Origin of the sequence: Oceanicola granulosus HTCC2516 (genome assembly GCF_000153305.1) — a bacterium.
GTDB lineage: Bacteria > Pseudomonadota > Alphaproteobacteria > Rhodobacterales > Rhodobacteraceae > Oceanicola > Oceanicola granulosus.
In genome coordinates this window covers 107,999-125,803 of the sequence record NZ_CH724108.1, presented here as the reverse complement: position 1 = coordinate 125,803, position 17,805 = coordinate 107,999, and the positions used below count along the sequence as shown (strand labels likewise).

19 protein-coding genes and 3 pseudogenes are annotated in these 17,805 nt (G+C 63.7%); 12 read left to right on the top strand and 10 right to left on the bottom strand.

The annotated features are described in order from the left end of the window. Positions 1–9 precede the first annotated feature (9 nt). Positions 10–888, top strand: a complete 879-nt coding sequence (purU, locus tag OG2516_RS13030) for a formyltetrahydrofolate deformylase (protein WP_007256160.1) — start codon at positions 10–12, stop codon at positions 886–888. A gap of 94 nt (positions 889–982) precedes the next feature. Here purU and OG2516_RS13025 read toward each other — a convergent pair whose 3' ends face one another. The 3 genes from OG2516_RS13025 to OG2516_RS13015 form a co-directional block, all read right to left on the bottom strand. Beyond that, positions 983–1,543 (bottom strand): NADPH-dependent FMN reductase, encoded by a 561-nt coding sequence (locus OG2516_RS13025; protein ID WP_040615835.1) that lies wholly within the window; start codon positions 1,541–1,543, stop codon positions 983–985. A 552-nt stretch (positions 1,544–2,095) separates the two neighbouring features. After that, entirely contained in the window at positions 2,096–2,536 is a 441-nt protein-coding gene (gene rnk / locus OG2516_RS13020; protein WP_040615833.1) for a nucleoside diphosphate kinase regulator, read from the bottom strand. A 67-nt stretch (positions 2,537–2,603) separates the two neighbouring features. Further along, positions 2,604–3,071 carry a hypothetical protein gene (locus tag OG2516_RS13015; protein ID WP_007256157.1) on the bottom strand — a complete coding sequence of 156 codons (468 nt, stop codon included), beginning with the start codon at positions 3,069–3,071 and terminating at the stop codon, positions 2,604–2,606. Between the two features lie 253 nt (positions 3,072–3,324). Between OG2516_RS13015 and OG2516_RS20445 the strand changes: the two genes are divergently transcribed. The 6 genes and pseudogenes from OG2516_RS20445 (at position 3,325) to ugpC (ending at position 8,210) form a co-directional block, all read left to right on the top strand. After that, positions 3,325–3,462, top strand: coding sequence for a hypothetical protein (locus OG2516_RS20445; RefSeq protein WP_007256156.1), 138 nt, complete (start codon positions 3,325–3,327; stop codon positions 3,460–3,462). Then, positions 3,459–3,797: pseudogene (locus OG2516_RS20995) on the top strand (extracellular solute-binding protein); the annotation flags it as partial. The gene OG2516_RS20445 and the pseudogene OG2516_RS20995, both read left to right, overlap by 4 nt. 89 nt (positions 3,798–3,886) lie before the next feature. Next, positions 3,887–4,315, top strand: coding sequence for a type 2 periplasmic-binding domain-containing protein (locus OG2516_RS20785; RefSeq protein ID WP_342626096.1), 429 nt, complete (start codon positions 3,887–3,889; stop codon positions 4,313–4,315). 34 nt (positions 4,316–4,349) lie between these two features. Beyond that, positions 4,350–5,096 (top strand): carbohydrate ABC transporter permease, encoded by a 747-nt coding sequence (locus tag OG2516_RS13005; protein ID WP_156799379.1) that lies wholly within the window; start codon positions 4,350–4,352, stop codon positions 5,094–5,096. Between the two features lie 384 nt (positions 5,097–5,480). Further along, complete coding sequence (locus OG2516_RS19070) at positions 5,481–6,077, top strand: ABC transporter permease subunit (protein ID WP_083788603.1); 597 nt, start codon at positions 5,481–5,483, stop codon at positions 6,075–6,077. Continuing rightward, positions 6,078–8,210, top strand: coding sequence for a sn-glycerol-3-phosphate ABC transporter ATP-binding protein UgpC (gene ugpC, locus OG2516_RS20780; RefSeq protein WP_245544320.1), 2,133 nt, complete (start codon positions 6,078–6,080; stop codon positions 8,208–8,210). It begins immediately after the preceding gene. A 19-nt stretch (positions 8,211–8,229) separates the two neighbouring features. Here the strand turns inward: ugpC and OG2516_RS20895 are convergent, their stop codons facing one another. Then, positions 8,230–8,358, bottom strand: a complete 129-nt coding sequence (locus tag OG2516_RS20895) for a hypothetical protein (protein WP_281004393.1) — start codon at positions 8,356–8,358, stop codon at positions 8,230–8,232. An 87-nt stretch (positions 8,359–8,445) separates the two neighbouring features. Here OG2516_RS20895 and OG2516_RS20990 point away from each other — a divergent pair, with 87 nt between their 5' ends. Beyond that, on the top strand, positions 8,446–8,766 hold the full coding sequence (locus OG2516_RS20990; protein ID WP_425357551.1) for a transposase: 321 nt from the start codon (positions 8,446–8,448) through the stop codon (positions 8,764–8,766). Positions 8,767–9,338: 572 nt separating this feature from the next. Here the strand turns inward: OG2516_RS20990 and OG2516_RS12990 are convergent. The 3 genes and pseudogenes from OG2516_RS12990 to OG2516_RS20775 all read right to left on the bottom strand — a co-directional run. Further along, a pseudogene (locus tag OG2516_RS12990) lies at positions 9,339–9,644 on the bottom strand (hypothetical protein); the annotation flags it as partial. Positions 9,645–9,997: 353 nt separating this feature from the next. Next, positions 9,998–10,303, bottom strand: a complete 306-nt coding sequence (locus OG2516_RS20545; RefSeq protein ID WP_202795421.1) for a hypothetical protein — start codon at positions 10,301–10,303, stop codon at positions 9,998–10,000. 548 nt (positions 10,304–10,851) lie between these two features. Then, on the bottom strand, positions 10,852–11,079 hold the full coding sequence (locus tag OG2516_RS20775; RefSeq protein WP_245544319.1) for a hypothetical protein: 228 nt from the start codon (positions 11,077–11,079) through the stop codon (positions 10,852–10,854). A 9-nt stretch (positions 11,080–11,088) separates the two neighbouring features. Here OG2516_RS20775 and OG2516_RS20985 point away from each other — a divergent pair, with 9 nt between their 5' ends. From OG2516_RS20985 to OG2516_RS20970, 4 genes and pseudogenes are all read left to right on the top strand, one after another. Beyond that, positions 11,089–12,531 (top strand): DEAD/DEAH box helicase, encoded by a 1,443-nt coding sequence (locus OG2516_RS20985; protein ID WP_425357550.1) that lies wholly within the window; start codon positions 11,089–11,091, stop codon positions 12,529–12,531. A gap of 88 nt (positions 12,532–12,619) precedes the next feature. Then, a complete protein-coding gene (locus tag OG2516_RS20980) occupies positions 12,620–13,516 on the top strand; it encodes a UvrD-helicase domain-containing protein (RefSeq protein WP_007256147.1) in 897 nt (298 codons plus the stop codon). Continuing rightward, the gene (locus tag OG2516_RS20975; protein ID WP_425357549.1) at positions 13,513–15,018 is read left to right on the top strand and encodes a UvrD-helicase domain-containing protein; all 1,506 of its coding nucleotides are present in this window, start codon (positions 13,513–13,515) and stop codon (positions 15,016–15,018) included. The genes OG2516_RS20980 and OG2516_RS20975 overlap by 4 nt, the downstream gene beginning before the upstream one ends. 50 nt (positions 15,019–15,068) lie before the next feature. Then, positions 15,069–15,179: pseudogene (locus tag OG2516_RS20970) on the top strand (transposase); the annotation flags it as partial. A 116-nt stretch (positions 15,180–15,295) separates the two neighbouring features. On the opposite strand, the gene OG2516_RS12980 reads toward OG2516_RS20970, so the two are convergent. From OG2516_RS12980 to OG2516_RS12970, 3 genes are read right to left on the bottom strand one after another with little or no spacing between them, the layout of a single operon-like run. Beyond that, positions 15,296–16,300, bottom strand: a complete 1,005-nt coding sequence (locus OG2516_RS12980; protein WP_040615831.1) for an ABC transporter substrate-binding protein — start codon at positions 16,298–16,300, stop codon at positions 15,296–15,298. After that, entirely contained in the window at positions 16,300–17,040 is a 741-nt protein-coding gene (locus OG2516_RS12975) for an ABC transporter ATP-binding protein (protein ID WP_007256143.1), read from the bottom strand. The genes OG2516_RS12980 and OG2516_RS12975 overlap by 1 nt, the downstream gene beginning before the upstream one ends. Continuing rightward, entirely contained in the window at positions 17,033–17,794 is a 762-nt protein-coding gene (locus tag OG2516_RS12970) for an ABC transporter permease (RefSeq protein WP_007256142.1), read from the bottom strand. Before OG2516_RS12970 ends, OG2516_RS12975 begins: the two co-directional genes overlap by 8 nt. Positions 17,795–17,805 lie beyond the last annotated feature (11 nt).

The window sequence follows — 17,805 nt, the reverse complement described above, 5'->3', positions numbered from 1 at the left end:
GCGGCCGCTTTGGCGCATTACAACCTGACCCTGTCCTGCCCGACCGCCCCCGGCATCGTCGCCGCTATTTCCGGCGAGCTCGCCCGGCGCGAAGGCAACATCGTCGACAGCGCCCAGTTCAACGACGCCGAGGCCGGCCGCTTCTTCATGCGCCTGTCCTTCACCACCGACACGCCCCGCGCCGCGCTCGAGGCGGGGCTGGCGGACATCGCCGCGCCGCTCGGGATCGACTGGACGCTGCGCGCGCGCACCGAGAAGCTCGGCATCGTCATCCTGGTCTCGCGCTTCGGCCACTGCCTCAACGACTTGCTCTACCGCGCCCGCATCGGTGCGCTGCCCGTCGAGATCCGCGCGGTGATCTCCAACCATCGCGACTACGCCCGCGCCGTCGAGAACGAGGGCATCCCGTTCCACCACATCCCCGTCACCCCCGAGACCAAGGCCGACGCCGAGGCCGCGACCCTGCGCGTGGTCGAGGAGACCGAAGCCGGGCTGGTGGTGCTGGCGCGCTACATGCAGGTGCTCTCGGAGGAGATGTGCCGCAGGATGTCGGGCCGGATCATCAACATCCATCACTCATTCCTGCCGTCCTTCAAGGGTGCCAACCCCTACCGGCAAGCGCACCGGAAGGGCGTGCGCCTGATCGGGGCGACGGCGCACTACGTCACCGCCGACCTGGATGAGGGGCCGATCATCGAGCAGGACACTGTCCGCGTCACGCATGCGCAGAGCCCGCAGGACTACGTCGCGCTCGGACGGGACGTCGAGGCACAGGTGCTCGCTCGCGCGGTGCAGGCCCACGCCCACGGGCGCGTCCTGCTGAACGGTGATCGAACGGTGGTCTTCCCGGCCGGTCCTGGCGAACACGCTTCGGAACGTATGGGATAGACCGATACTTTCGTTCTATGCGGGGACTTGGCTGCCCTCCTCACCGCTTCCAAAAAGCAGAGCCCACCGCGCGCCCGGTCCGAGCGGGGCGCGCTTATCCCCGCTGCGCGCTCGCGAAGGCGACGAACCCGGCGAGGAACTTCTCCAATTTCGCCTGCATGTCTTCGTCGGTCATCCGGCCGTCGTCATCGAAGACGCTGCCTGCCCTGGCCACCATCAGCCGCCCCTCGAACCAAGGCCGGGTCCCGAGGGTGCGCAGGACGCCGAGCCAGCTGCTCTGCGCCAGCGTCGTGCCGAAGCCGCCGGGCGTCGCCCCCATGATCGCGACCGGCTTGCCGCCATAGACACGGCCGATGTCGTTGCCGGGGCGGGTGGTCCAGTCGATGGCGTTCTTGAAGACGCCGGGCATCGAGTTGTTGTATTCCGGCGTGATCAGCAGCAGCCCGTCGGCGGCGACGATTTGCTCCTTCAGCGTCACGACCGCCTCCGGCAGCCCGTGCTCGTTCTCGTCGTCGGCGTTGTAGAGCGGGATGCCCGCGATGCTCCCCTCGATCAGTTCCGCCCCGGCCGGCATCACCCGCTGCGCTGCGCGAAGCAGCGCCGTGTTGAACGACCCACGCCGCAGGCTTCCGGAAATTCCGAGGATACGGGTCATGGTCAGTTCTCCTGTGACTTGGCCGAGCCGCGGAGGACCGTCGCACGACCCTTCCGCCTGTCGAGGTAATGTCACGTGGCGATGAAGGGTTCCTGGAGAGCGCGAGGTGCGGCGGCGGATAGGGACATCATTGCTCTTGCGCGGCGGATCGGGGGACGCAGACCGCCCGCAGCCGCCCGCGGGTGGTCTGAAGGTCTGCGCCTCAGCAGCCTTGCTCCTCCAGTCGCGAGGGCCTTCGGGCGCGACATTGCGGGCAGGTCAGGGCCGCGCCCGCGCGGTGCTCGAGCGCCATGCCGCAGCGACGGCAGACGATGTGGGTGACCGGGAGGTCCCCGCCAAGGGCGTGTCGGCAGGTGGGGCAGCGGTGAACGGCGGCACGGGGCAGCGACATGTCGCAGGACGGGCAAGTGCGTGGGGCGTGACAGGTCATGGCTCTTGGTGGAAATGACGTTGGTGCGGCGGACCGCGATGCCCCGGAAGGAGCGTCAGCGCCTCGGGCGGCTCCTTCCGGATGGGACATGGGCTTCGGCAGGAGCCGAAGCGGCGCCGCCATCAGGCCTCCAGCCCTTCGGCGGCATCCTGCGACGTCACACTGAGCACGCTCAGCACCCGGCGGCTCCCGTCCCTCGTCTCCCAGGGGATTGCGGCTCCCTCGGCGAGACCGATGAGGGCGACTCCGATCGGCGTCAGGACGGAGATCCGGCCCCGCGCGATATCGGCGTCCTCGGGAAAAACCGGAACGACCGATTTCGCGAGCCCGGTGGTCTCGTCGCGGTAGGTGACGGCGCGGCCGATGGCGACGACGTTCGCCGGGAGCCTGGCCGGCGGCACGATGCGTGCCCGGCCGAGCTCTCCGAGCAGCCGGTCGGCGAGGTCCGGGTTGCGCTGGAGCGCGCCCTCGGCGAGCGACTCGAGACGGTCGAGCGTGTCGGAACAGATAACAACCTTCGGCCGCCTGCCGAAGCCGCGGGAGGACTTGCGTAGTTGGGTCATGTGACTCTCCATCGCGCACCTGAGAGAGGCGCGGATCGTTTTGAGGTTCTCTCGGCCGAGCGAGGCGTCAGGCGGCGTCGAATTCCGGCGGCGGCGCGACATCGAGCACCACCAGGGTGTCGATTTCGCCGGTGTCGCGCAGGAGCGGCACCTTCTGCATCTTGCGCATCCCCAGCAGCGTCGCGCCCAGCAGGGTGGCGACGAGCAGCCGCCCCGGCACCGGCACCGAGCTCATCACGAGCGTTCCCGAGCGCGCGCCCTCGCCGCTGATCATGTAGGTCACATGACAGCCGGCGACGACGAGCGTCGGCGGGACCGGCTCGGGGGCCGGTTGAGAAATGCGCAACTTGTGGCGCAGCAGCCCGTTGAGCAGCGCCGGATTGGGCGCGTGCTTGGTGCCGCGATGGCGCAGCATCCGCTCGACGCCGCTTCGGTCGTTGGCGGTGAGCAGAAAGCCCGTCTCGGCGGCGGTGCGCGCGAAGATCGAGCGGAAGTCACCGCCGGTGGGCGGCTGTGCGAGATTGACGATGGTCATGGTGTATCTCCCGGGGCGGCAAGGCCCGCGTTCTCAGGTCTGGAATTTGAGAAAGCCCCGGGTGGTCGTGGACACGCCTCAGGCGCGGACCGCCCGGGGAACCGGGCGGTTCAGAAGCAGAAACCGGAAAAGGTTCTCGTGCATGACCATCAGGAGAACGTAGTCACTGATGCCCTGATGTCAATGGCAGGCCGGGCCCGCCGGAACAGGGTGGGCGGGTGTCGCGTTCGCCGGTGCAAAAGGAGGTGACATCGTGGGCAAATTCTCAAAGGGCGATCATGTGAGCTGGAGTTCCGAAGCCTGGCGCGTCAGCGGGCACGAGATCGAGAGCGATCAGAGCGATCACATCTCGGCGCACAAGGAGGACGCGCTCACCAAGTTGCGCTCGTGAGCGGCGGGTTCGCCACCATCGGCCAGGCCGAAGAGCACCCCGATGTCTCGGTCGAATGGCTCAAGGTGCCAGATGTGCCAAACGAGTCACGCCAAATTTATGTCACGAATCTCATGGGCGAGAGCGCCACACCGGATGTCTTCGCGGTGGATGTGATCTGGGTGGGCGAATTTGCCCGCCGCGGCTGGTTGGAGCCGCTCACCGGATTGGTCTCCGAGGACCTGATCGCTGACTACAACGAGTCGTTCATGGAGGCTGCAACCGTCGATGGTACGCCCTATGCGGCCCCGCTCTACCTCGACGGAACGCACCTATTCTACCGAACTGACTTGCTGGAGAAATATGACTGTTTCAGCAGGGTCGCGCCGCGTTCCTTATGGTTCAGGACTTCGTCTTTGCGCCGCTCACCTCCGAAGACAGTCCAGTGCGCGAGAACGTCGCCTTCAGGCGGAATCCGGTCTTTGAGGGGCAGCCCGACGCGCATTCGACTGCGCTCGGCGGCTGGCTGCTTGGGATCGATCCCCACTCAGACAACAAGGAGGCAGCCGGCGAGCTCATCGAGGTTATGACCTCGCCTGAGATCCAGATCTGGGCGGCTACCAATGACAATCGCGCCCCCGGCAATCAGGCGGTCTACAACTCGGAGGAGCTATCGTCGATGTATCCGCTCAGCGGATTTCTGACGGACTTCGAGTACGGCGTCGTCCGTCCATCTGCCGAGGCCGGACAGAACTATCCGCGGATTTCCGAGATCATGCAGGCAGAGCTGACGGAAGCCCTGCACCAGGAGAAAACGCCGGAGGAGGCGCTGTCCGACGCCGCGGAACAGATCAGGATGGTAACGGGCGAATGACAGCTGCGACCCTTTTGAGCTGGGGCAGGGCCAGATGGTCGTGACCACTTCCGAAGCGGCCAATGCTCGGGCGAGAACCCCAAGGTTCTCGCTCGAGCTCAGGAGGCATTTGGTTGGCTGGTCGATGATCGCTCCGACCTTGGCGATCATCCTGCTGATCCTGGTCTACCCGATCCTACAATCCGGCGTTCTATCCGTCACCAACGAGGCAGGTACCTTCGTGGGCTTTCGGCACTACGAGCGCCTGATTGGAACCGAACGGTTCTGGTCTTCACTCGGGGTCACACTTACCTTCACCGCGCTGTCGATCCCTCTGGAGCTCGTCTTTGGTATCGCCCTCGCGGTGCTGCTTAACGAGCACTTTCGCGGCAAAGGCGTCGCTCGCCTCGCGGTCCTGTTCCCATGGGCTCTGCCGACTGCGCTCAATGCGCTGATGTGGCGCTGGATGTACAACACCGACTACGGCGTCTTCAATTTAATCATGATGGATGCCGGAATGGTCGACGGACCGATCAACTGGCTCGGCGACACTACCCTGGCGATGGCATCCATGGTGATCGTTGCGGTTTGGAAGACCTCGTCCTTCATGGCGCTTATCGTGCTTGCCGGGCTGCAATCCATTCCAAGGGACCTCTACGAGGCGGGGCGCCTCGACGGCATGTCGCGTTGGCAGGAGTTCCGCCAAATTACCCTTCCCCTCTTGAAGGGACCTATAATCGTGGCGCTCATCTTGCGATCGATGGACGCACTGAGAATATATTCGAACTGGCATTCAACCTAACGGATGGAGGGCCCGTCGGCTCCACGGAAACGCTATCGCTCTATGCTTACGAGGTGCTATTCGGATATGTCGAGTTCAACTTAGGCGCGGCGATTGTTGTAGTGCAGTTTGCAGTTATCTTCGCAATGAGCCTATTCTACATTTTCATGAGCCGGGAGCGGACATGAGGGCGCGCGTCGGGATCTATTCTGTCGCGGTGGCCGCGACAGTCATATCTTTCTTTCCAATTATCTGGCTTGTGCTTACTTCGCTCAAGACCTCTGCTGGCATTTATGCATACCCGCCACAGTATATACCAGATCCATTCACGCTTGAGCACTACGTCTCGGTCTTGAAGAATTCACCGATCCTGCTGCGCTACATCCTCAATAGCATGATAGTCGGATTGGCACCACAGCGCTTGTACTGACGATAGGCGGGCTTACAGCCTATGCTATTTCGCGCCTCCGGCTACGGTTCGCGACAGCGATTATGCTCGGCATACTCGCCGTCTCAATGTTCCCTCCGGTTTCGCTGCTGCCCGCGATGTTTCAGCTCTTCCGGGATCTTGGTCTGCTGAACACCTATTTCGGTCTTATTGTGGCCCATACAGGCCTGTTTTTGCCGATTCCGGTCTGGATCCTCTCTGGCTTCTTCGCGTCGCTGCCAGTCGAACTGGAAGAGGCCGGGCGGCTGGACGGCATGGGCTTCTTCCGAATATTTTGGACGATAATCATACCGCTCTCGCGGCCAGGGTATGTGGCAACCGGTCTGATTGTCTTCATCTTTTCTTGGAACGAGTTTCCCTTGGCGCTGGTGCTGATGCCCGCAGATCACATGCGAACGGCGCCGGTTGGGATCTCCCTCTATCCAGGGGAGTATGCCTTCCCTTGGGAAACGGTCTCCACGGCTACCGTATTGGCGATCATCCCGATTTTAGCGATCACGGCGCTCTTCCAGCGCCAGATTGTCGGCGGCCTGACAGCAGGAATTGGAAAGTAGATGGCACAGGTGCAGCTTGATGGTATCGAAAAGAGCTACGGCGCGGTCCGGGCGGTCGAGGCCGTGGATCTCGACGTTGCGGATGGTGAACTTGTCGTTCTTCTTGGGCCATCCGGTTGCGGCAAATCGACGACGCTCCGCATGGTTGCAGGCCTTGAAACAGTAGGCCGCGGAGTTGTGCGTATTGGTGGTCGCGACGTGACTCGTATCGATCCTAAGGATCGCGGTGTTGCCATGGTCTTCCAGAATTACGCCCTCTATCCGCACAAGAGCGTGGCCGAAAACATGGGTATGGCGCTCAAGATGCGCGGCGATTCCCGCCACTATATCGAGGGGCGAGTTCGCGATGTTGCTGAGATGCTGGGTCTCACTCCTCTGCTTGATCGACGGCCGGCGGCACTGTCCGGTGGCCAACGGCAGCGGGTCGCAATCGGCCGCGCGATCGTGCGGACGCCTGATGTTTTCTTGTTTGACGAACCCTTATCCAACCTTGACGCTAAGCTTCGAGTTCGGACTCGAGGAGAATTGCAGCGCTTGCACGAACAACTGGGGATCACATCACTCTACGTCACTCACGATCAGATTGAAGCAATGACCCTGGCCGACCGCATCGTCATCATGAATGAAGGTAAAATTGCACAGATCGGAAGCCCGTCAGAAGTCTATGCTCAACCGGCGAACCTTTTTGTCGCCGATTTTATTGGTTCGCCCGCGATGAACTTGATCAAACTTGACCCGCCCAGGGATGCTCTCTTCGCATTGCCTGAAGTCGATCTTAGTGGGGACCCTGTCGTGATTGGAGTAAGGCCCGAATGTCTGCATCTTTCACCACGACGAATGAGCCCGGCCGAAGGCACCTGGAGTTTGCAAGGGCGCGTCACTCTGGTCGAACTGCTCGGTGCGGAAGGTCTTGCGACAGTCGAAATTGGTCGGCGCGAAGGTGAGCCGATCGAGCTTGTTGCGCGAATGCCGGCAGAAAACCTTCCTGAGGACGGTGCCGAAATCTTCAAGTGGTGTGCGGCTTATCAGGCAGTAAGTAGGTTTCTATTTCGGGGAGCTGCACGAGCCCAGCGCGACCCGCACGTCTCATGTCTCGCCAAAGCCGCCCTGCCGGACCTGCCGCGCCAGAACGTGCTCGACGTGGTCGCCGCCTGCGGCAGCAAGCGGCCGGACGTGATCGTCGGGCTCGGCGGCGGCTCCTGCATGGACCTCGCCAAGGCGGCCTCGGCGGTGCTCGCCCATGGCGGCGACGTGCGCGACTATTTCGGCGAGTTCGCGGTGCCCGGCCCCTGCGTGCCGCTGATCACCATCCCCACCACCGGCGGCACCGGCGCCGAGGTCACCAGCCTCGCCATCGTCTACGACGACGTGGCGCGGATGAAGATGGCGATCGCCGACGCCCATATCGCGCCGGCGGTGGCGCTGATCGACCCCGAGCTGACGCTCACCTGCCCGCCCGGGCTCACCGCCGCCACCGCCGCCGATGCGCTCTCGCACCTGGTCGAGGGCTTTACCGTCAAGCCCAAGAACCCGAGCGCCGACGAGCTCGACCGCGAGATCTACGTCGGCAAGAACCGCATCACCGACATGTTCTGCCGCGAGGGGCTGCGGCTGATGGATCGATCGCTGGCGCGGGTGGTCGAGGTGCCCTCCAACCTCGCCGCGCGCAGCGACGTGATGTTCGCCGCCTATTGCGCGGGGATGGCGATCAACACCACCGGCACCGCCGCCGCCCACGCCATCCAGAGCCCGATGGCCGCCTTCAGCCACGCGCCGCACGGCTTCGGGGTCGGCGCGCTGCTGCCCTACGTGATGCGCTTAAACCTGCCCCACTGCACCAAAGAATTCGCCGAGATTAGCGCGGTGCTGAGCGTCGCCGATCCCGACGCGCCGGTCGCGGACCGGGCCCGGGCCGGGATCGCGCGGGTGGAGGCGCTGCTCGAGGCGGCGCGTAGCCCGCTCGACATCGCTGCGCTGGGGGTGACCGAGGCCGACCTCGACGAGATCGCCGCCTCCTCGGTCAAGGCGGTCCGGCTGGTGCGCAACAACCCCGCGCCGATGACGCCCGAGAGCGTCAAGGTCGTGCTCCGCCGCGCCCTCGCCGGCGACCGGAGCTGGTGGACCAGCCCCTGAGCCGCGGGGGCAACTGTGTTCAGATCCGTAGCGGCTGCGCGGTTTTAAGCATCGCGTTGAGGATGACGAGCAGCTGGCGGGCGGCGGCGATGAGGATGGTCTTGGGCGCCTTTCCCGCGTTCTTCCATGAGGGCCTGAAGTCCGCCATCACAGGCGCGACATCCTCGCCCGCATCGCCGCGCTCGACAGTCGCATTCGGGCAGTTGCCAGGCGGAATGCGACGGTCCGCCTGCTGATGACTGTACCCGGCGTGGGACCGATCACGGCGATGGCGGTTATCGCGACCTTCAATGACGCATCCCGCTTTCGTCGATCATCCAGCGCGGGTGCCTATCTCGGGCTGACGCCGAGACGCTACGAGTCCGGCGAGATCAGCAGGAACGGGCGGGTGTCCAAGCGGGGCGACGGCTTCACCAGGAGATGCCTGTCCGAGCCGCGAACGTCATATTCTGCCGAAGTCCGGGTGGCCCGCGGCTACGGGACTGGGAAAAGGCGGTTGCCGAGAGAACCGGACCGCGCAAGGCCAAGGTCGCGCTGGCCCGGAAGCTGGCGGTGATCCTGCACGCCATGTGGGGCACCATCACGCCCTTGCAGGAGGTCGCAATGACATAGAGCCCGAAACCAGCCGACACCGATCTTCAGCGCGACGGAATGCGTCCAGCCGAGACGCGCGGCGAGGGTGAGATCGCCCACACGGCTGCGGCAACGACCGCGCACAGCACTTCGATCCACCCGACCCTGAACGCAAACATGCGGCGTCCCGTGCGGCGACCGCGGAGGGAACCAAGGAGCCCGGCACGCAGGGTGAGCGCAGAAAGATCAGCTGTCGACGGAGGCGATTAGGAAAGGTCGTGTGACGTACGTCACCGCGTCTTGGGCGATATAAGGTATCGATCAATGCCACGCGAACCGAGCCCTAGGTGCGGCCGGTGACCGCGATGTCCTCCTGCCATGCCTGAATGCCCCCAAGGGCTGAGCGCCGGGCTGTCGCTCCCCCGGCGGCCTGTTGGTGGATCATCCAATCCCGAACAGTGTGCGCAAGCCCTCGGGCAGCGCCTCCGGCAGGTCGAGTCGCACAGTGATTGGGGCCTCGCCTTCCCAACCGTCAAATCGGACTGGCCCGGCATATCGCCTGGTGCTGGGGAAGACCTCATCGAGCGCCTTCCAGAACCCGAGCGCGCCGTCGCCGACAGCGATTTCCGGCGCGCAGGTCAGGCCGCGCGCCTTCTCGCGCTCGGGGCCGTAGCCATGCCGAACCACGCGCTGGCGCCCATCTGGCAAACGGGTTTCGACAAGCTCTGCGACGAAGGTATCCGCCTCCGCCCGCAAGGCCGCAGCCAGCATCCGGCGCGCCCCCTCACGGGCGATCTCGGTCAGGGGATCGTCCAGCGAATGGGGCTGACGAAGCGGGATCATGTCGGTATCGTTCTTCATGGCGTATCGCTCCTTCGGGAGGTTCTGGCAGGCTTCAGCACCCGCTACGATACGCCGCCTTCTCAGACCGCATCACCCATTTTCAGCCATAGCTCGTGGTGGGGACACCCAACCGGATATGGAAGTGTTCGGCGGTTTCAATAAGCTTGACTGGTGCCGGGCCACCGTCCTCCTCCAAGAGAGCCTGGGCTGGCGTGATGCGCGCAATAAGGGCGGCGTGGGGCGAGAATAATGCCCATGCCATCTTGGACCAGGATGGTCTGCGCATCGCACTCGACAATCTTCTCGATGGATGGCGCGCAGCACGGGCAGGATGTTTTTGGCTCAGGTAGGGTAAGCTCGGAGGGCGCTCGTCAGGTTTTTCTCATCAAGGCATTGAGCCAAAGGTCGTCTTTTCTATCCGGACGGCGGTCTTCAGTCCGCCAAGTTTCAACCTGCCGGAGCGACGGGCATTCGTCCAGGAGCGCCGCAAAGGGTTCCTCGGTCATGTCGGTGAAATGTCGCGCCGCCTCTTGCCGCTCGCCGTCTCCAATCTTGAACGAGGCATACAGGGCCCCCGCAGAGACCAGATGGTCTGCCAGCCTTCGCATGACTTCCGACAAGTCGTCGCGCGGGACGTGTAGAAGAGAAGCGCAGGCCCAGATGCAGGGTGTTCCCATTCGAAATCTCCGAAGCGCATCTGCCGGACGGGAAGATCGGAAAAAGCGGTCGCCGCCCGCACCATGGAAGGCGAGGCGTCAAACGCCTCAGTCTGGTATTCTGCGAGGTGAAATGAGCGCGCGTCGCGACCGGATCCTGTCCCCGCATCAAGGATGCGAGCGCTGCCGGTATAGGTTTGCGGAACTGCGGCAAGAAATAGATCGCGAAGGGACGACATGTCGACGTATTGAGTGTCTTGCAGGAATTTCTCAGCGTTCGTGTCGTAAAATACGTTCATATAAATTATCTGGCAATTCTGTTTTGCCGCGGTCTTTTCGCTGTGGTTTCTGAGGGTTATCGGTTTCGCACCATTTATTGACGGTCGGTTTGGAGTATTCGCGAGGCCTTTATCGGCTCGACAACGCTTAGTTTTTGCCATTCTGAGTAAGTGCTTTTTGACCACAGGCGTTGCGGTCGGGCGACATCAAATACTCTGTCATGCTTGACCACGCCAGGCCAAGCGTTTCAGATATGTTGTTGATATAAATAGCTCCACCGGTGCCCCCTGCTACAGGCCGTCAACCAACCTGATCCATTCCTGGCGCGATGCCTGTCTGTCGATCTTGAGGTCGATCCAAAAACGGCGCGCGTATTTGACCTGGCGGCGGTGCGCTGTGATGACAGGCCTGCATTGCGATGCCAGAAAGGGGCGGTCGCGCTGGATCGGTTGGAGTCCGACCTTGGCGATGTCCGGCATCTCATTGGACATAACATCCTGCGCCATGATCTGCCGCATCTGGCAGCCATGCGACCGAGGCTGGCGCAGCTTGCCGAAGCGCCGATCGACACCCTCTGGCTCAATCCGTTGGCCTTCCCGCGCAACCCGTATCACCACCTCGTCAAGCACTACCATGACGGGCGGCTTCTGTCGGGCCATGTCAACGATCCAGAGGCAGACGCGCGGCTTGTGTTCGACGTGCTGGAGAATCAACTCGGCGCCTTCCGCGCATTGAACACGAAGGCGCCGGATACCGTCGCCGCCTACCATTACCTGACGACGCGTGGCGAACAGGATCAGGGTTTCGGCGCCGTGTTCGGGCATGTCCGTGGCGCGGGCGTGCCCTCTGTTGATCAAGCCCGACAGGCGCTGTCGAGGTTGCTGGAGGGTGAGGCTTGCCGCACAGCGGTGCGGCATGTGCTGGATCAGTTTGGCGCGCCGCAGACGGGGTGGCCGATGGCGTATGCGTTGGCGTGGATCTCGGTCGCCGGTGGCGACTCCGTCATGCCCCCCTGGGTTAGGATGCAGTTTCCGGATGCCGCGCGTATGGTGAAACGCCTACGCGACACGGCCTGCGATGCGGCGGACTGCTCTTGGTGCCGCGACAAGAGCGATCCCGTGAAGGCGCTCTCACGCTGGTTCGGCTTCGATGGTTTCCGGCCCACGCCCACCGATGCCGATGGCCGTCCACTGCAGGAGCGCATCGTCGACGAGGGCATGCGCGGCAACAGCCTGCTGGGCATCCTTCCCACCGGGACGGGCAAATCTGTCTGCTACCAGATTCCGGCACTGGCAAAGTTCGATCGGACCGGTGCGCTGACGGTCGTAATCTCGCCGCTTGTCGCGCTGATGGCCGACCAGGTGGCGGGGATGGTACGGACAGGCATTTCCTCCGCGGTCACCGTGAACGGGATGCTATCGCTGCCTGAACGTCAGGACGCACTCGACAAGGTCCGCATCGGCGAGGCCGCGATGCTTCTGATCTCGCCCGAGCAGTTGCGGAGTGTCTCTGTGCGCTCCGTTCTCAAGCAACGCGAAATCGGCCTCTGGGTTCTGGACGAGGCGCATTGTGTATCGAAATGGGGGCATGATTTCCGGCCTGACTATCGCTACATCTCGCGTTTCATTCGTGAAACAGCGGGCGATGAAGATCCGGCCCCGGTGATCTGCCTGACCGCCACTGCCAAGCCGGAGGTGGTGCGCGATATTCGCGACCATTTCCATCAGAGGCTTGGGACCGAGCTGTTGCTGCTGGACGGCGGGGCATCGCGCACGAACCTGAGTTTCGAGGTGCGATCGACCGGCAAGCGGACGAAGCTGGCCGACATTCTGGATGTCATCGAACAGCGTCTTCCGGCCGAGGGAGCCTCCGGCGCCGTGATCTACTGCGCGACGCGTAAGGCGACAGAGGAGACAGGCCACACAGCTGGGAACAGCCCTGATCGCGGTCATGAGAGAAGAAGCGCCTGACGCGGAAGATGCGGCCAGCACCCCCTTCAACCTGCAATTGGCCAGCCAGAAGCTGCGCGATTAGGGTCATAGCCACGTCCGCCCCGACGTGGTCGAGAAATTGCTGCGCGGCATGGCGCGCGACGGCCGCGACCTCGACGGTGGCAAGGGCAATGTGCGCCTGCGCAAGGCCTCTCGCGACACGCTGTTCGTAGCTCTGCAACGGTCCTGGTCGGTATTGGAGCAGTCGGCTGCGCTGCGCCGGCAAGCCGGTGAAGTGCTGGTGGAGCATCTGTTGGGGCGGCTCGGAAAAGGCCAGTGGGGCAAGGACCAGCAGGCGGAAACAACTCTGGGCGACATGTTGGCGACCTTGACGGGCGATGCTTTCCTCCGTGGTCAGGTCAACGAAATGACCCGGCTGATGGACCGCGCGCTTCTATGGCTGCACGAGCAGGAGGTGGTGACTCTCGGCAAGGGGCTTACTGTCTTCCGGCCCGCGATGACGGTCCAGCTTGCGCCGGGCAAGACGCAGTTCCTGGTCAAGGATTTCGCGCCATTGCAGGAGCACTATGACGAACAGACGGTACAGACCCATGTAATGGCGGCCTACGCGGAAACAGGGTTGTCCTCTATGCAGGACGCCATCCGCTTGACGAAGGATTATTTCGCCCTCGACCAGGAAGGCTTCATGGGCCGCTGGATGAAGGGCAAGACTACCGAAGTGAAGCGGCAGACGACGGGGAAGTCGTGGCAGAACGTCGTCGAGGCGCTCGGCAATCCCGTTCAGCAGAAGATCGTCGCCGATGATCGGGACGCGACCAACGTGCTGGTCCTTGCCGGCCCGGGCTCCGGCAAGACCCGCGTGTTGGTGCACCGCATCGCCTGCCTGATCCGCGTCCGGCGCGAAGACTCGCGCAGCATCCTTGTCCTGAGCTACAACCGCCACGCTGCGGTGGAGATCCGGGCGCGTCTTCGGCATCTGGTGGGGGCGAGGCATTCGGTGTGACGGTATCGACCTGTCACGCAATGGCGATGCGGCTTGTGGGCGCCAGCTTTGCCGGGTCGCAGGCAGAGAGCCGGGATTTCGACGGTATCGTCATGGAGGCGGTGCGCCAGCTGAACGGCGAAGGTTTGAGCAAGGCCGAAGCCGAGGCGCAGCGCGAGACGCTGATCCAAGGGTATCGTTGGATCCTCGTAGACGAATACCGGGACATCGGCCCCGAGGAATACGCCCTGATCGCCGCCGTTGCAGGACGGACGATCGATGACGAGGATATGAAGCTCAGTCTTTTTGCGGTGGGTGATGACGACCAGAACATCTACGCCTTCGCTGGAGCGTCCGTCAAGTTTATCCGACAGTTCGAGCAGGATTACCGGGCGAAGCCTGAGTTTCTCATCGAAAATTATCGCTCCACCCGTCATATCATCGAGGCCTCCAACACAGTGATCGCCGGGGCCGTTGAAAGGATGAAGCTGGGCCACGATATCACCATCGACCGTAAGCGCCGCAAGAACTCGCCGGGCGGCGGCGTGTTGGAAGCCTGTGACCCTGTAGGGCATGGTCGGGTGCAGCTTCTTCAATGCCCGCCAGGGGATCGGATGCAGGCCGTCGCAGCGGTGAGTGAGTTGCAGCGCCTGGCGGAATTGCAGCCTGGCTGGAACTGGTCTCGCACGGCCATCATCGCTCGAAATTGGAGACAACTTGCCCCGGTGCGCGCTTTTGCCGAGGCGCAGGGAATTCCGGTCGAAATGGCTAATGAGAGCTTACCGAGCCTCTGGCGCCTGCGCGAGATGCGGCAATTCATCGACCGCATACGCCGCGACCGAACTCGCGTTCTGGGCGTGACAGACCTGCTGGATGTCGTGAACGACATGCAGCGCAATCGGTGGACCGACCTTATCGCAGAAGGCATTGCCGCGCTGGCCCAGGAGATCGGCACAGGGCAGGTCTCAGTTCCCGATCTCGTGGAGTGGTTCGGTGAATGGGCGCGTGACGCGCGGGGTGAGCAGCGGGGGCTTTTGCTGATGACGGCGCACCGAGCCAAGGCGCTCGAATTCGACGACGTGGTGATCCTGAATGGTGGTTGGGAAAGGCCATCTCGGAACGAGGATTTCGATGCGCCGCGCCGGCTGTTCTACGTCGCCATGACGCGAGCCAGGCGCAGCCTCGCAGTAATGACTCAGGGTCCACATGCATTCGTTCCGGCGAACGGCGACAACATCTTGCGCAGGCACGCCACGCTGCCCGATGCGCGCGATCTGCCACCGGATCGAACATATCTGATGCCCGACATGAGCCAGGTGTTCATTGATTGGTCTGGTCGTTTGCGCAGTGGGGATCGCTTATTCGGGGCCTGCTCGCGAGCTTCGGGCTGCACGTGCCCGCGCAGCCTCGGACCTACGAGGGGCTTATTCGCGCGGTTCTGGAAGACCAGGACGCGCTGGCCCCGATCATCTTGCCGCTTCTGGTGGTGCGCACGGAGGCGCTTCGCCAGGCGGCCGCGCTGACCAGGGAGCTGGTTCGGCAAGTGAAGGCCTCGGATGCTTGCCGGCGACTGATGACCGTGCCCGGCGTGGGTACGGTGTCGGCGGCGACGTTCGTAGCTACCATCGACGCGCCCGGCCGGTTCGCCAAGTCGTGCTCGATCGGCGCCTATGCAGGGCTGACGTCCCGGCGCCATCATCGGGCGCCGTCGATTGTGGCGGCCGGGTATCCAAGCGCGGGGACAGGCTCTTGCGGACGATGCTCTACGAAGCGGCGAATGTGTCAATTTGTCCGCGGAATTCAATCTGCCAGCGGTTCGGGGTCGGCTTGGTCCGCCATCCAGCTCTGGTCGAACCAATTCGATACGTCGCCGGGCCATGCCAGCGGGGTGCCGTCGGTGCCGCGCAGGACGCTGCTCTCGTAGAGAAAGCGGGCCATCTTTTCGAGCCTGCCCGGGTCGATGCGGCCCACCGGCGTGGTGCCGTCGGTGAGGTAGCCGCCTTCGTCGATCACCCGCATGGAGCCGTGCACGAGGTCTTCGTTGGGAAAATCGCCGGCCTCGATCAGGATCTCGGCCGCCTCCTGCGGGTGCTCGGCCGCCCAAGCATAGCCCCTTTCGGTCGCCTTCATAAAGGCCTCGACGGTCTCGGGCTCCGATTCCAGCATCGCCGTTTGGGTGCCGATGTATCCGCCCTGGGGTTCCGGCACGCCGTAGTCGTTGTAGATGAAATGGGACTGGTCACGACCCAGCAGTTCGCTGTTCACGCCTTCCCATGTCGCGACCTCAAGGGTGAAGTCGACGGCGCCTGAGGCGAGGGCCTCGTAGGCCCCGGTGCCGAGCGTCACGGTATCGTATTCGGCCAGACCGCCGTCGTTCTCGATCATGGTCGAGATCAGCGCATCCTCCCAAGCGCTGCCGAAACCCGCGTAGGTCTTGCCCTCGAGATCGGCAGGGCGCGAGATCGCCTCGTCGTCCGAGTTGTAGACCAGCCGGCCGGCCTCGCGCTGCATGGTGACCCAAAGCGCCGTGATCTCGGCGCCACCGGCCTTGGCGCTCATGAAGCCGAGCGCGGTCATGTAGGCAAAATCCACGGCCCCCGCGGCCAGGAGCGCGGTCGAGGCGCTGTCGGAATAGGGCAGGATGTCGACCTCCAGCCCGGCCTCTTCGAAATAGCCCTTCTCCTGGGCCACCACGAGGCCGATGTGGTTGGTGTTCAGCGTCCAGTCGAGCGCGATGCTGACCTCTTGCGCTGTCGCCATCGGTGCCGCGAAACAGGCGGCGAGGCTGAGAGTTCCGAGTTTCATTATGTGTTCTCCAGTAGCATTGATCTGAGCGACAATCGGGTCTCGGCCAAGCTAACCTCTGTCCGGTCGGCGCGGGGGGTAGTGATCGAGATGTCGGAGACGATGCGGCCCGGATCGGCTGCCATGACCAGCACACGGTCGGCGATTTGGGTGGCCTCGAAAAGGTCGTGGGTTACCATCAGGACGGAGCGCGGATCTTCGGCAAGTCGGCCGGTCAGCCAGCCCTGCATCATCAGCCGCGTGACCGCATCGAGCGCCGAGAAGGGTTCGTCCAGAAGAAGCACGCAGGACTTCTGGACCATGGTGCGCAGGAAGGCGGCGCGCTGACGCATTCCGCCCGACAGCTGATCGGGAAAGCTCCGTTCATGGCCCTCGAGGCCGAAGGTCGGAAACAGGGCGCGCACCCTGTCCCGCGCGATGGACCTGCCGGTCCTGCGGATCTCGAGCCCGAGGCTCGCGTTCTCGAGGATGGTGAGCCAGGGAAACAGCGTGTCCTGCTGAGGCTGATAGGCGATCGCGGGGTGCGGCAGGGACATCTCCGCGCCGTGCAAACGGGCCTGGCCCGCGACCCGCAACTCGCCTGAGAGGACGCCGGCGAGCCATTTCAGGACGGAGCTCTTGCCGCAGCCGGACGGGCCGATCAGGCAAGTCAGACGTCCCGTGACGAGGTCGAAGGACAGGTCCTCGATGAGAACCGTGCCCGAAGAAGACCGGATTGTCAGATCCGTCACCTCAAGCATGGGTGCTTCTTCGGTACCTGTGCCCTGTGGCCCGTTCGATCCCCTGGATCAGGGCGAGCAGCGTGAGGGTGAGGAGCGCCGACACGGCGACGGCCGACAACACGAGGTCCGCCCGGAAGTTGTTCTTCGCGGTCAGGATGTAGATCCCCAGCCCCTGCCGGGCGCCCGCGTACTCGGCGAAGATCGTGGCCACGATGGCGTAGGTCGCGGAGATCCTGAGGCCTGCGAAGAAATGCGCGCGGGCCGAGGGCAGCGTGGCGCGGCGGAAGACCTGCCACGGGCCCGCACCCATGGAGACGAGCTGATCGCGGAAGGCGTGAGGCACCTGCCCGTAACCGGTCATGAGGCTCACCACCATCGGGAAGAAGGTTACGAGGATGACCAGAAGCACCTTGGGCAGCAGTCCGAAGCCGAACCAGAGCACCATCAGCGGCGCGAGCGCGACGATCGGCACCGTCTGGCTGGCCACGAGAAGCGGCATCACCCCGCGCCTGAGCAGTCCCGCGAAATGCAATGCGACGGAGACGACTAAGGCGAAGCTCACCGACAGGCCAAAGCCGAGCGAGGCGACCCCGACCGTCGCCAATGCGTGCCTCGAAATGTCGTCCCCTTCGACCCTCAGGCCGTTCAGGACGTCGCTTGGAGCGGGCAGCACGAGCGGCGACACCGCCGTGAGCCTCACGTAACCCTCCCATCCGCCAAGAAAGACGGCAGCCAGCACGACGGCCGGAAGGATATGTCGCAGAGCGGCCATGGATCTCCAAC

Coding starts and splice junctions, on each gene's coding strand:
- OG2516_RS12970 (WP_007256142.1), bottom strand. CDS start 17,794: ATGGCCGCTCTGCGACATATCCTTCCGGCCGTCGTGCTGGCTGCCGTC.
- OG2516_RS20545 (WP_202795421.1), bottom strand. CDS start 10,303: ATGGGAACACCCTGCATCTGGGCCTGCGCTTCTCTTCTACACGTCCCG.
- OG2516_RS13005 (WP_156799379.1), top strand. CDS start 4,350: ATGGTCGTGACCACTTCCGAAGCGGCCAATGCTCGGGCGAGAACCCCA.
- rnk (WP_040615833.1), bottom strand. CDS start 2,536: ATGACCCAACTACGCAAGTCCTCCCGCGGCTTCGGCAGGCGGCCGAAG.
- OG2516_RS20775 (WP_245544319.1), bottom strand. CDS start 11,079: ATGCGGCAGATCATGGCGCAGGATGTTATGTCCAATGAGATGCCGGAC.
- OG2516_RS12980 (WP_040615831.1), bottom strand. CDS start 16,300: ATGAAACTCGGAACTCTCAGCCTCGCCGCCTGTTTCGCGGCACCGATG.
- OG2516_RS12975 (WP_007256143.1), bottom strand. CDS start 17,040: ATGCTTGAGGTGACGGATCTGACAATCCGGTCTTCTTCGGGCACGGTT.
- OG2516_RS13025 (WP_040615835.1), bottom strand. CDS start 1,543: ATGACCCGTATCCTCGGAATTTCCGGAAGCCTGCGGCGTGGGTCGTTC.
- OG2516_RS20985 (WP_425357550.1), top strand. CDS start 11,089: ATGCGACCGAGGCTGGCGCAGCTTGCCGAAGCGCCGATCGACACCCTC.
- OG2516_RS13015 (WP_007256157.1), bottom strand. CDS start 3,071: ATGACCATCGTCAATCTCGCACAGCCGCCCACCGGCGGTGACTTCCGC.
- OG2516_RS20990 (WP_425357551.1), top strand. CDS start 8,446: ATGACTGTACCCGGCGTGGGACCGATCACGGCGATGGCGGTTATCGCG.
- ugpC (WP_245544320.1), top strand. CDS start 6,078: ATGGCACAGGTGCAGCTTGATGGTATCGAAAAGAGCTACGGCGCGGTC.
- OG2516_RS20895 (WP_281004393.1), bottom strand. CDS start 8,358: ATGGCGGACTTCAGGCCCTCATGGAAGAACGCGGGAAAGGCGCCCAAG.